Raw genomic sequence first — 13,952 nt, forward strand, 5'->3', positions numbered from 1 at the left:
CGCACGGTTGCATGGTCCGCGTCGAATGCATCGCTTGTTCAGCGTTCGACGCGAATCGCGCGTGGGCGAAGCCGTGCCGTCGATATGTCAGCGTCACGCCATCACCTCGCGCAAGCAAGCGCATGCACGACGAGACTGCGCTGCTCGAACTCAACGACTCAAGCCGCTCATTGCTCAAAGACAAACATCACCCGCGGCCGCGAAGCCGCGTTGACCTATTCAGATTGCCACTATGCTGACTACGATTCGCAACGAACCGGCTGCGACGGTTGCTTCTATGAGTTCTTCTGCTACCGCTAACGCTACCGGGAGCGAAGCGCCGAGCCAGGCGCTGGCGATTGCGCGCAAGTACGCGGCGCTATCGCCGGAACGTCGGCGGCGGTTTCGCGAGAAGGCGCGCGAGCAGGGTATCGATCCCACGCGTCTGCCGATTGTGCCGTTGTCGCGCGAAGTTGATGACGCAACTAAATCAGCAGACGCAGAAGCGTCGAGCGCCGATGCGTCTTCTTCGTTTTCGCGCGCGGCAACTTATCCGCTCGCTCCCGCGCAGGAACGTCTGTGGTTCCTCTGGAAGCTCGATCCGCTGAACCCCGCGTATAACCTGTCGCGCGCGCTGCGTTTGACGGGGCATCTCGATGTGCGTGCATTGCGCCGTGCGTTCGATGCGCTCGTCGCTCGCCACGGCGCGTTGCGTGCACGCTTCGTCGAGACGCGCGGCGTCGCGGCCCAGCGCATCGCTGCGGACGCGTGCTACCTGTGGCGCGAACATACGCTCGACGATCCCGCGCAATTGCGCGACATGCTGCGTGCCGCCGCGCGCGAACCGTTCGATCTCGAGCAAGGGCCGCTGCTGCGCGTCGACCTCATCGCGATCGATGCGCAATGTCATGCGCTGTCGATCGTCGTGCATCACATCGTGTCCGACGGCTGGTCGCAGGCGCTCTTCGTTCGCGAACTGGCGGCGCTGTATCGCGCGGCGCTCGATGGTCAGCATGACGCGTTGACTTGCGCACTGCCGCCGCTCGACATTCATTTCGGCGATGTCGCGGCGTGGCAGAACGAATGGGAAGACGGCGCGTTTGCCGACGATCTTGCGTACTGGAAACAGCGCCTTGGAGCCGAGCGTCCCGCGCTCGAATTGCCGTTGGACCGGCCGCGGGCAGCGGTGCGCGGCGTCGAAGGCGGACGCGTGCGGCGCGATGTCGGCCCGGCTCTTGCCGAGCGTCTGCGCGAACTCGCGCGTGCACAGCGCACGACGCTTTTCACCGTGTTGCTCGGCGCTTATGCCGCGCTGCTATACCGCTACGGCGGTCAGCCGGGCTTGCGGATCGGCGTGCCGTCGGCGGGACGGCAGCGCAGCGAGACCGAGGGGCTGATTGGTTTTTTCGTCAACACGCTCGTGATCGACGTCGATGTCGACGGCACCATGCCGTGTGCGACGTTGCTGTCGCGACTGCATGAGCGCGTGCTCGAGGCGCATGCGCATCACTCGATACCGTTCGGCCGCATTCTCGACGCGTTGCGGATCGATCGCGAGCCCGGACGCTCGCCGCTGTTCCAGGTCATGTTCAATCTCGAGCAGGCGACGAGCGAGGCATCGGTTGCGATGCCCGGTCTCGTCGTTGAGCCGGAGGCGGGCGGCACGGATACGGCGCGTTTCGATCTGGTGCTGAACGTCGTCGACGATGGGCGCAACTTGCGCCTGATGTTCAACTATGCGGCTGATGTGTTCGACGTTGGCACTGTGGAGCGGATTGCATCGCAGTACGAAGCGGTGCTTGAGCAGATGGTTGATGATGTGGAGCGACGGGTTGGGTCGTTGATGCTGCCTTTGCAGCGTGAAGCGAAGCCGCTGATGTCTTATGCGTTCGAGTCGCTTGGGATCGCGCTTGCGGCGCAGGCAAAGCGCACGCCGCAGGCGATTGCGCTGCGCTGTGAAGATGAGTCGCTTACGTATGCTGAACTTGATGCGTGGTCGGCGGCAATTGCTTCACGGCTCATCGCGCGAGGTGTGGGTGCTGAGCGGCGTGTGGGATTGTGCGTTGCGCGAGGGCCAGCGCTGATCGCGGCGTTGCTCGGGATTATTCGCTCGGGCGGTGCCTTCGTGCCGCTCGACCCGGATTACCCGGCCGCGCGCCTCGCGCAGATGACCGGCGATGCCGGGATCGTGCAGGTGGTGGCGGATGCGGCGAGTGCGGCGCGGGTTGCTGAGGTGCTTGCGGGGTGTGAAGTAGTGGAGGTAGGGGCAATGGCGGTAGCTGCGGCTGCTGCGGAAGCGCACGCGAAGGCGCAGTCACAGTCGCAGTCGAACGTTGCTTCAGCGGCGCCACGGACGGGCGCAGCGCGCGAGTCACTGATGGGCACTGAGACACCGCAACACTCTGACGCAGAAACGATGATAAGCACAGCCACCGAGCAAGAGTCGAAGCCGCACATTGACGTTGTGCTGCACCCCGACCAGCTCGCCTACGTGCTCTACACCTCGGGCTCGACCGGCAGACCCAAGGGTGTCGGCGTGAGCCACGGCGCGTTATGGACGCACCTGCAGGACTTCCTCACAACCTACGGCATCAGCGACGACGACACAGTGCTCCACTCATCGACGATCAATTTCGACGTCGCGTTGCACGAAACGCTGCCTGCACTCCTGCGCGGCGCGACGGTCGAAATGCGCGGCGTGCAGCCGTGGGATCTCGAAAGCCTGAGCGAACGACTCGTGAAACGACAAGTGACGTTCGCGCGGATTCCGACGGCGCTGTGGCAACAGTGGCATCGCCATGCGCCGCCGCGCGCGCAGCTTGCGCTGCGCCAGGTGACGGTCGGCGGCGAGGCGCTGCCTGGCGACGCGCTCGCGCGCTGGCGCGACGGACCGCTCGCTGACATCCGGCTCGATAACCTGTACGGACCGACGGAGACGACAGTCGCCGCGTTGTATCGCCACACTGTGGCCGACGATGTTCACGAGGTGACGGTGCCGATCGGCCATCCGTATCCGGGACGCACGGCGCGCGTGCTCGACGCATTCGGCGATGAAGCGCCGGTGGGCGGGCTCGGGGAGTTGTGCATCGGCGGACCGACAGTGGCGCGCGGTTATCTGGGCCGCGCGGGTCTCACCGCCGAGCGCTTTGTGCCCGACCCGCACGGCGCGCCGGGTGCGCGCATGTATCGCAGCGGCGATCTGTGCCGAATGCGCGCGGACGGCACCGTGGAGTTTCTCGGACGGCTCGATCAGCAGGTGAAGCTGCGCGGGCAGCGCATCGAACCTGCCGAGATCGAGGCGGTGTTGCGTCAGTGCGAGGGTGTGCGCGAGGCGGCGGTGATTGTCGTCGGAGAAGGGCAGACGCAGCGGTTGGCGGCGTATGTGGCGGGCGAGGGTGGCGCGGTAGAGGCTGACGTGGCGGCGACGGGCGTCGCGAGTACCGATGCAGCGCAGGTCGGCGTAGCGGGTGCAGAGATAGCAAAGACCACCAGAACTACATCACCCACCCTCGACACCGCACGCCTTCTCCGCGAACTCGAGCACAAGCTCCCGAGCTACATGGTCCCTTCATCGGTGACGATACTCGCGCGGCTGCCGTGGATGCCTAACGGCAAGCTCGACCGCGCCGCTTTGCCCGCGCCGCGGACGGGCGCGCGCGAGTGCGTGGCGCCATCGAACGAGATCGAATCGGTGCTGCTGTCGATCTGGAGCGCCGTGCTCGGACGCGACGATCTGGGCGTCACCGACAACTTCTTCGAAGCTGGCGGCGACTCGATCCAGAGCCTGCAGATCATCGCGCGGGCGCGCGAGGCGGGCTGGCGGCTGACACCGCGGCAGATCTTCGAGCATCCGACGGTGAGCGGTCTCGCGCAGCGCGCGCAACGGCTCGATTCGCCGAGCGCGCATGAAATCGACGACGGCGCCGCGCTCGCCCTCACGCCGATCCAGCGGCTGTTCTTCGAGCGCTATCCGCAAGGGGAATCGCACTGGAACCAGGCGGTGCTGCTGAAGGTGAAGGGGCGGCTCGTGCCTGAGGCGCTCGAGCGCGCGGTCGCGGCCCTGGAGGCACGCCACGACGCGCTGCGTCTGCGCTTCGTAAAAGAGGCCGGGGAGTGGAAGCAGACCGTGGCGAGCAGAGAGTCTGCGGACACGCTGACAGAAGCGACGCACGATTCGCAACCGTCACAAGCGTCGCAAGGCTCACAAGTATCGCTGTCGTCAGAGGAACCGCGGACAACACACGTATCGCAGCCCGCCACCCCCACAGTCCGCCACGAAAAGCTCCCCTCGCTCGCCGACCTCGCAACGGCCTGCAACAACATCCAGTCGAGCCTCGACATCGAGCGCGGCCCGCTGTGGCGCATCGGCTGCTTCGAGACTCCAAACGAAACCCGTCTGCTAATCGCGATCCATCACCTTTCAGTGGACGGCGTCTCCTGGCGCGTGCTTCTCGAAGAACTGCAAACCGCCTATGAACAAGCCGAACGCAACGAGCCCATCCACCTACCAGTCCCGTCGATGCCCTGGCGCGCATGGGTCCGCGAACTTCATCAGTATGCCGAATCATCGGAGCGTATCGCTGAACTCGCATGGTGGCAAACCGCGCTCGACGCGCCTGCATTGCGCGCCGGCCCGCTGTTTCCGGCCATCGAGCGAGATCCGCAGCCGCAAAAGACGCTGCTGACAAAGCTCTCGCCCGAACTCACCGCGGCGCTCGTGCGTGAAGCACCGCGCGTGTACCGGATGCGCGTCGACGAAGTGCTGCTTGCGGCGCTCGCGCGCGCCATCGGCGATGCGGTGTCGCGTGATGAAGTGCTCGTCGAACTGGAAGGCCACGGTCGCGAGGATGTCATCGATGGTGCCGAGCTGAGCCGCACCGTTGGCTGGTTCACGAGCCAGTATCCGCTCGCGTTGCCGCGCGGCACCGACGCGGCCGATGCGCTGCTGCAGGTGCGCGAGCGTCTCGCGGCCGTCCCGTTGCGCGGACTCGGCTGGGGCCTGCTCTCCTGTTGCGCGGACGCCGCGAGTCGGTCGGCGCTGCGCGCGCTGCCCACGCCGGAGATCGGCTTCAACTATCTGGGCCGCTTCGATCAGACTTTCGACGATGCAAGCCGCTTCGGCTTCGCGGCCGAAACGCCGGGCGACGCCATCGCACCCCGCGCGCGGCTGCCCGACCGTGCGCTCGACATCAACGGCTGGATTGCCGGCGATTCGCTCGCGCTCAACTGGGGCTACGCGCCGCAGTTCGTGTCGGACGCGCTCGCCGAAAAATTGCTGGCGTCGTTCGAGTCGTCGCTCGTCGCGCTGGTCGAACATCTGCGCACCGCCACATCGCAACAGCAACCGCAACAGCCACAACAACCACAAGCCCCCAAACCGCGCCCACCCGTTCCCGATTCCGTCGAAACGCTGGCGCAGCGCGACACCATCGCCGCAAGCTGGACCGCGCGCGCCGTCTACGAGGCCAGCCTGCCCGTGCCTCCCGCCGATGCGCTCGCCGCCTGGTTCGCGCGACGCCGGCCGCAAGCTGCAAACGCTCGCCCCTTGGCCGCACCATCGCCGGCCGTGCCGCTCAACGCGCTCGGCGCGCCGGCCACGCTGTTCTGTCTGCACCCCGGCTACGGCATGGTCGGCGAATACCGCACGCTCGCGCAGGCGCTGAACGGCCGCGTGAGCCTGATCGCCATCCAGGCCCCGGCTGTGCGCGGCGATCCGTGGCAAGGCGACACGTTCGAGGCGCTCGCTGCGCACTACGCCGACAGCATCGAAGCGCTCCAGCCGCACGGCGACTACGCGCTGCTCGGCTGGTCGTTCGGCGGCCGGCTCGCGATCGCCATCGCGGATCATTTCGAGCGGCGCGGCATGCGCGTGTCGTTCGTCGGCATCGTCGATACGGCGACGCATCGGGAGGAGGGCGCCGGCTCTGCCACCACCGTCAACGAAGACGAAGGCGAAGACAGTCCGCCGGCCGCCGCGCTTACGCTGCTCGACAACGCGGGCCCGTCGCTGCTCGGCGACGCGCTCGCCGCCGACGCGTTGCACGCCGATTTGATGTCGCGGCATGTACTGCCGCGCATCGCCTGCGATCTGCATGTGTGGCGCGCGCTGCGCATCGCCGATCCGCGTCGCAGGATGGCGTGGGCGGACCACACGCGGGGCCGGCTGCACGAGTTCGACGTCGATGCGAGTCATTCGAGCATCGTCCACCATCCGATTCTTGCCGCGCAGCTTGAGCAGTGGTTCGCACCATCGGCGTCGCAAAGCGAGGCGACGGCACGCACTCAGCCCGATCCCGTCGCCGATTTCCACCGCTAGCATTTGCCAGCCGCTGGCGCGACGGGCGCGCGTTTCGCCCGCATCGCGCCAACGGCTGTGTCTCCCGTTCCCCACAGTTTTATTCGCGTTGAATGCGAACGATTATTGTTTACATTACTATCCCGTCTTGAGAGAATCACCGGGCACCAGGCCGGCGTCCGCGCGTCTGGCTTGATTCGGGGATAGAAGAAAGGGGATCAAGAAGAATGAAGGTTGAGAAAGCCGGGAAATGCGTTGCTTTGCGGGAGCGCGGCTTGCCGCACCCGCGTCCGATTTACGTCGCGTTGATGCTGGGTCTGGCCAGCCTCGGCGCGCACGCGCAGGAATCGCCGGCCGCTGCATCGGGCACGGACGCCGCGAAGGAATTGCCTGCCGTTCAGGTGCGCAGTTCTGCTGAAGATCCGCTAGGGCCGGGCGTCGGCTATGTCGCCAAACGTTCGATGACCGGCACCAAGACGGATTCGTCGCTGCTCACGAATCCGCAGAGCGTGTCCGTCGTCACGCGCCAGCAGATGGACGACCAGGGCGCGCAGACCGTCGATCAGGCGCTGCGCTACACGCCGGGCGTCTATTCGCAGGACGGCACCGACATCCGTTTCGATCAGCTTTACGGCCGCGGTTTTCCGCTCGACTCGTATCTGGACGGCCTGCATCTGTACCAGTCGCCGCGCTTCGCCACGCCGCGCATCGACCCGTACTTCATGGAGCGCCTGGAAGTGCTGCATGGCCCGGCGTCGGTGTTGTACGGGCAGGGCAGTCCGGGCGGTCTCGTCAATTACGTGAGCAAGCTGCCGATGGAGCAGCCCTATCACGAAGTGATGATGCAGATCGGCAACCACAACAACTATCAGTTGGGCTTCGACCTGAGCGGTCCCGTCGACAAGAACGGCACCGTGCTGTATCGGCTCACGGGCGTCGCGCGCACTGCGGAGACGCAGGTCAGCGACATCAAGGACCAGCGCCTTGCAATCGCGCCGTCGGTCACGATCCGGCCGAACCGCGACACGACGTTCACGCTGCAGGGCAGCTTCCAGCGCGACCCGAACGGCGGTCTGTTCAACCCGGTGCCCGCCGGCGCGACGTTGTTTAGTAACCCGAACGGTCAACTCGGGCCGGACAAATATTTCGGCGATCCTGATCGCGACGGCATGCATCGCACGCAGTACTGGTTCGGTTATCAGTTCGATCACGCGATCAACGACAAGATCAGCGTGTCGCAGAATCTGCGTTATCTGCATATCGACCAGCATTATTACCAGACCTCGGTGACGAGTGCGCTCGGCGCGGATCAGCGCACGGTGTCGATGTGGGGCAACGTCGACAACGAGCACTACACGCAATTCCAGGTCGACACGCACGCGCAGGCGAAGGTGGCGACGGGCGCCGTTCAGCACACGTTGCTGTTCGGTCTCGACTATCAGCGCTCGATGCTCGGCGACACGGAAGGCAACTCCGTCCTCGGTACGGTGGATCTGTACAACCCGAACTTCTCGTCGCTGCCGATGCAGCAGGCCAACACGCGCCTGGATTATTCGTTGAGCACGGTCGGCGTGTATGCGCAGGACGAAGCGCGCTGGCGTAACTGGGTGCTCACGTTCGGCGTGCGCCAGGACTGGACGGGCGGCAATCAGCAGACCACCTTGCTCACGACGGGAAAGGGCAGCATTTACCACACGAACGATCATGCGTTCACGTGGCGCGCGGGCCTCGCGTATCAATTCGAAAGCGGCATCGCGCCGTATGTCAGCTATTCGCGGTCGTTCCAACCGGTCCTGGGCGCGACGTTTTCCGGCGCTCCGTTCTCGCCGACGAAGGGCCGGCAAGTCGAAGCGGGCGTGCGTTATCAGCCGAAATGGTTTGACGGCTTCTTCTCGCTCGCGGCGTTTACGCTCACGCAGGACAATGTGTCGGTGGTCGATCCGAATAATCTGGGCTACACGATACAGACCGGCCAGGTCCGCTCACGCGGCGTCGAGTTCGAAGCCCACGCGAACGTCACCGCCGATCTGAAAGTGATTGCGTCGTACACCTATCTGAACCAGCAGGTGACGAGCACCACGACGCCCACCAGTTTCGGCAAGCGTCCGACCATCGCGCCGCGCAATACCGCTTCGCTGTGGGCCGATTACACGTTCCACCGCGGACCGCTGCGCAACTTCGGCGTCGGCTCCGGCGTGCGTTATATGAGCAGTTCGGCGGGCGATGCAGCCAACACCTTCACGGTGCCGGGGCGTGTGCTCGTCGACCTCGGCGCGCACTACGACATTCAGAACTGGCGCCTGTCGCTCAATCTGAACAACGCGTTCGATCGCGAGTACATCTCGTACTGCACGACCGCCTCGGTGTGCTACTGGGGCGCGACGCGCACGGTGCTGGGCACGGCTCGTTACCAATGGTGATCGGCATGACGAAGGGCCCGGCGGATCGCATGCGGCACACGTCGCCATGACGGCAGGCGTGCGCTTTAACGGCAAGCGGCGCCTCGCGCTTGCGGGGTTGGGCGCGGCCGCGCTTATGGCGGCGGGCGCACGGTCGGCGCGCGCGGCGGATGCGGCGGGTGCCGTTTCTGCGGCCGCTTCGATTTCAGGCTCGGCCGCAGGCTCCGCAGCGGCGCCCGCCGCTCGCGTCGTCGTGCTCGACTGGCCGCTGACGGAAGTCGTGTTGTCGCTCGGCGTTGTGCCCGTCGGCGTGTCGCGTCCCGCGTGGTATGCGAAGCTCGACGGCGTGCCGGCGTTGCCGCCGTCGGTCGTCGATACCGGCTTGCTGTATCAGCCGAACTTCGAAGTGCTCGCTGCGCTAAAGCCCGAGCTTATCGTCATCACGCCGTGGCATGCGCCGCTGCGCGGGTTGCTCGAACGCATCGCGCCGACGCTGACGGTGCAACTGTTCGGCCCCGGCATCGACGTCTATCCCGCTGTTCACGCCGCGACCCGCAAGCTCGCCGACGCGCTCGGCCGCAACGCCGCGGCCGATGCGCTGTTCGCGCAAGCCGAAGCCCGCGTCGCCGATGCGTCCGCGCGTCTCGCGGGCTTTCGCGCGATGCGGCGTCCCGTCTATCTACTGCGTCCGATCGACGACCGTCACATCGCCGTATTCGGCAGAAACAGCCTGTTCGGCGGCGTGCTCCACGCGCTCGGAATCGATAACGCGTGGCAAGACTTCGCCGATCCGCAAGGCATGACCGAAGCGGACCTCGGCGCGCTCGCACGACATGCCGATGCGCAAGTCGTCACGATCGGCGTGCCGTCCGGCGTCGCGGCGCAACTCGCGCGCAGTCCGTTATGGGGCGCGCTGCCGTTCGTGCGGCAAAACCGCGTCCAGCACATCGGCCCGTTGCCGGCGCTCGGCGGCCTCGTCGCGTCGATGCGTTTCGCCGACAGCCTCGCCGGCGCGCTGCAAGGAGTCACCCAATGAACCGCTCGATGGCGACTGTCACCGCCGCCGCGCCGCGCGCGTGGCGGCTGCCCGCGCTGCTGCTGATGCTGGCCGCGTGGCTCGTTTATCACACACTGTCCGCGCGGCTGCCTGTCGCGCAATGGCCCGGCGCGCTGTTGCCTCGTGCCGATGCCACGTTGCCGCAGCTTGTCGTGCGCTATGGCTGGCTGCCGCGCTTCGCGATCGCGCTGATCGCCGGCGCGGCGTTGTCGCTGGCGGGCGTGGTCTTTCAGCAGGTGCTGCGCAATCCGCTTGCCGAGCCGCTCACGCTCGGCGTGTCGGCGGGCGCGTATCTCGCGTTGACGATCGCCGCGGTGGCCGCGCCCGCGCTCGCCGTCGATATGCGCTTCGCGGTCGCGCTGGCAGGCGCCGCGCTCGCGATGTTCGCCACCATGGCGATGACGTGGCGCAAGGGCTTCGCGGCGGTCTCCATCGTGCTCGCGGGCATGATCGTGAACCTGTACTGCGGCGCATTGTCAGTGATCCTGACGATTGTGTTCGAGCGTTCGTTGACGTCGGTGTTCATCTGGGGCGGCGGCTCGCTCGTGCAAAACGGCTGGGCGAGCGTCGTGTGGCTGCTGCCGCGCGTGCTCGCGTGCGGTGTCGCCATGGCGCTGCTGGTGCGCCCCTTAACGCTCTTTTCACTCGACGACGGCAGCGCGAGCCAGCTCGGCATGTCGCTGAAATGGACGCGTCCGCTCGCGCTCGGCGTCGCCGTCACGTTGAGCGCGTTCATGGCGAGCGCAGTCGGCGTAATCGGCTTCATCGGACTCGGCGGGCCGGTGCTCGCGCGTCTGATGGGCGCACGCCGCGTGCGCGACCAGTTGCTATGGGCGCCGTTCGTCGGCGCGCTGTTGCTCGCGATCGCCGATCAGGCCGTGCAGAGTTTGCCGAGCGTACTCGGCGAACTGCTGCCGACGGGCGCGGCGGTCGCGCTCTGCGGCGGCCCGCTGCTGCTGTGGATGTTGCGCCGCGTGCATATCGAGGCGCCGCGTCCCGCGTCTGCCGAGAACGCGCCGCCGCGTCGCGCGTTAACGATGCCCGCACTGCTGCTCGGCGGCGTGCTCGTCGCCGCGGTCGTCGTGTCGCTGCTGTTTTCGACGACGCTGCACGGCTGGCAATGGACCGGCGCGCAGCAATGGAGCGACGTGTGGTTCTGGCGCGTGCCGCGCCTCGCCGCATCGCTGGGCGCGGGCGTGATGGTGGCGCTCGCGGGGACGATCCTGCAACGCGTCACCGGCAATCCGATGGCAAGCCCCGATCTGCTCGGCGTGAGCGGCGGCGCGATGCTCGGCATGCTGGCCGCGGCGGTCATGGCGAGCGCGCCGTCGACGCCCGTGCTGCTCGCGGGCTCGTCGGGGGGCGCGCTGATCTGCCTCGTGACGATCGTCGCCCTTGGCCGCCGCAGCGGTTTCGCGCCGGAGCATGTGCTGCTCGCGGGCATCGCCCTCAGCGCGTTTTCGCAGGCCGTGGTGATGCTCGCGACGGCGAGCGGCGGCGCGTACGCGAACCTGCTGCGTCCGCTGCAATACGGCTCGACCTATCTGATCGCGCCCGCGACGGCAATCGCCGTCGGCGCGTGCACGGTCGTCGCGGTGGTCGTCGCGTATCTGGGCGCGCGTTGGCTCGAGATCCTGCCGCTCGGCGCGAACGTGGCGAATGCGCTCGGCGTCGGCGCGCAACGCGCGCGGCTCATGCTGCTCGCGCTGGCCGCGATCCTCACGGCGGGCGCGACGGTCGTGATCGGCCCGATGTCGTTCGTCGGCCTGATGGCGCCGCATCTCGCGCGGCTGCTCGGCTTTCCGCGCGCGCGTTCGCAGATGCTCGTCGCGGCGCTGATCGGCGGCTTGCTGATGGTGTTGTCGGACTGGCTCGGCCGCAACATGATCTTTCCGCAGCAACTGCCGGCCGGCGTCATTGCGACGCTTCTGGGCGGCCCTTATCTGATGTGGTTGCTGCGTCGTTGATGCGTCGAACAAGTTGAGCCGAGGCGCGCATCGCGCGCCTCATGACTCTCGACGAACCCCGCTGCGTCAGAACGAAAACGTCGTATTCAACATCACGAGCCGCGCTTCGCCGACCGCGATAATCAGATTGCTGTTGCTCGACGGATAGTACGTTTTGTCGAACACGTTCTTCACATTCAGTTGCACATGCGTCGGGATCTTGCCGATCTTCGTGTCATAAGCGGCGAACAGGTCTGCCACGACATAACCTGGCAACGTGAAGCTGTTGGCCGTGTCGCCCGGACGCTTGCTCACTAGCCGCGCGCCGCCGCCAAAACGCCATTGCCCCGGCAGATACGGCAGCATCGTGTCGTAGACGGCGAAGACACTGCCGGTATGGCGCGCCGCGTTCACGAGGCGCGTGCCGTTGTCGCGGTCGGTTGCGTTCGTGTATGCATAGCTGCCGATCACGCTCACGTGCTGTGTGACCCGGCCCGCAACATCGAGCTCGATGCCGCGCGACCTCGCGCTTCCCACCGTCTCTGTCGTATCGCCGACTGTGACCGCCACATTGTTCTTGTCGATCTGATAGACGGCGAGCGTGCCCGTGATGCCGTGCGCGTCGAACTTGAGGCCCGTTTCATAGACGCGTCCACGCTCCGGCGCGAGCGGCTCGCTGACTTGCGTGGCGACGTTCGGCACGAACGATTTGCTGAAGTTCGCGTACGCGGACAGCGCCGGCGTGAGCCGGTAAACGAGGCCGAATTGCGGCAACCACACCTGCCCATGCGAGTGATCGGCGATCACGAACGGACGGCCCACGCCCGACAGTTGCTGCCAGTTCTCCCAACGCAGGCCGCCGACCGCGATCAGCCTGTCGGTCAGATGAACCGTGTCCTGCGTCACGACGGAATAGGTATGCACCTTCGACAAGCTGTCGCTCTGCGTCGCGCTCGGCGTGCCGCCCGGCGACAGTTGTCCATAGACGGGGTCGAACAGATCGAAGCCCGACACCGCCTTGCCGCGTATGGTGTCGCCGCGGAAGCTGCGTTGACGCTCGTACTCGCCGCCGACGTACAACTCGTGACGCATGCCGCCGAGCTTCAGATTGCCGAGCACGCCGACGGTCGCGATCTCGTCGGAATCGTTGCGCTGCAGGTTCGCATCCGACGAGCGGCTCATGATGCCGGTCTTGCTGTTGAACGCCGTCGCGCGCGTGATGTACTGGTCGTAGCGGTCGCGGCTCCATCCGTACGTCGCGCGCACGCGCCATTCGTCGGAAAAGCGGTGTTCGATTTTCGCGCGCAGCGTTTCCTGCTCGCCTGAGTTTTGCGCCCACGCTTCTTCATAGCGCGTGTAACGCAAGGCATCGTCGGGATGACCGTTGACGAGCACCGTGCCGCGGTCGAACGGCGTCGTGTAGTCGACGTACTGGTAGCTCACGTCGATCGACGTATTCGCGTCGTGCCACGACAGCGACGGCGCGATCAGCGCGTCGCGCTGGCGTCCGAAGCTGCGCCAGTAGCGCGCGGTGTTGTACTCGCCGGTCAGGCGAAACGCGAGCGTGCCGCCCGCGACCTGTCCCGCTTCGCCGATCGGGCCGGTGAGGTCGAAGCTCGTGCCGCTGCCGCGATGGCTCGTGTAGTTCGCAGAGACCGAGCCGTGAAAAGTGTCTTCCGGTTTGCGCGTGATCAGGTTGATCACGCCGCCTGGCTCCTGAATGCCGTAAAGCAGCGAAGCCGGGCCCTTGAGCACTTCGACGCGGTCGATCGTCGCGAGATAGTTGTGAAGCGTCGGCGAGCGCAGGCCGTCGACGAGAATCGAGCCGTCGTCGTTCGAGCCGAAGCCGCGCTTGATGAACGCATCGCGCGTTCCGCCGAGCGTGTTCGTTTGCGTGATGCCGCTCACGTTGCCGAGCACGTCGTCGAGCGTGCGCGCCTGCTGGTCCTGCATCACGCTCGAGCTGACCACCGCGACGGACTGCGGAATGTCGCTGATTTTCGTCGCGATGCCGCTCGCGGTTTCACTCGTGCGCGGACGATAACCGGCGGTCGGGTCGGCGAGCGCGGCGGCCTGCACGGCGACCGCCGGCAGTTCGGTGGGGGCGGCGGTCGAGGCGGCGGGCGGGGCGCTCGCGGCATCCGGCGAAGCGGCGGCGGCGAGTGCGGCGGGCGCGGTCGCCATGTACATCAACATCGAAAGGGGAATGCGGAGGCCGCGGCGGCGAGGGCGGCCTGGCGGCGCGGAGGTTTTGACGAAGCGCATGGATGGTTTGA

The 13,952-nt window shown here is 66.4% G+C and carries 5 protein-coding genes; 4 read left to right on the forward strand and 1 reads right to left on the reverse strand.

Annotation, left to right across the window (positions count from 1 at the left end; all coding sequences use genetic code 11):
• Positions 1 to 232 precede the first annotated feature (232 nt).
• From CUJ91_RS06360 to fhuB, 4 genes are all read left to right on the forward strand, one after another.
• A complete protein-coding gene (locus tag CUJ91_RS06360; protein ID WP_114156053.1) occupies positions 233 to 6,295 on the forward strand; it encodes a condensation domain-containing protein in 6,063 nt (2,020 codons plus the stop codon).
• Positions 6,296 to 6,501: 206 nt separating this feature from the next.
• A complete protein-coding gene (locus CUJ91_RS06365; protein WP_006051166.1) occupies positions 6,502 to 8,694 on the forward strand; it encodes a TonB-dependent siderophore receptor in 2,193 nt (730 codons plus the stop codon).
• Between the two features lie 46 nt (positions 8,695 to 8,740).
• Positions 8,741 to 9,709, forward strand: a complete 969-nt coding sequence (locus CUJ91_RS06370; RefSeq protein WP_114156054.1) for an ABC transporter substrate-binding protein — start codon at positions 8,741 to 8,743, stop codon at positions 9,707 to 9,709.
• Positions 9,706 to 11,697, forward strand: coding sequence for a Fe(3+)-hydroxamate ABC transporter permease FhuB (fhuB, locus tag CUJ91_RS06375; RefSeq protein ID WP_114156055.1), 1,992 nt, complete (start codon positions 9,706 to 9,708; stop codon positions 11,695 to 11,697). The genes CUJ91_RS06370 and fhuB overlap by 4 nt, the downstream gene beginning before the upstream one ends.
• Positions 11,698 to 11,763: 66 nt before the next feature.
• On the opposite strand, the gene CUJ91_RS06380 is transcribed toward fhuB, so the two are convergent.
• On the reverse strand, positions 11,764 to 13,866 hold the full coding sequence (locus CUJ91_RS06380; RefSeq protein WP_114156692.1) for a TonB-dependent siderophore receptor: 2,103 nt from the start codon (positions 13,864 to 13,866) through the stop codon (positions 11,764 to 11,766).
• Positions 13,867 to 13,952 lie beyond the last annotated feature (86 nt).

Source organism: Paraburkholderia graminis, assembly GCF_003330785.1.
In the GTDB taxonomy this organism is placed as follows: domain Bacteria; phylum Pseudomonadota; class Gammaproteobacteria; order Burkholderiales; family Burkholderiaceae; genus Paraburkholderia; species Paraburkholderia graminis.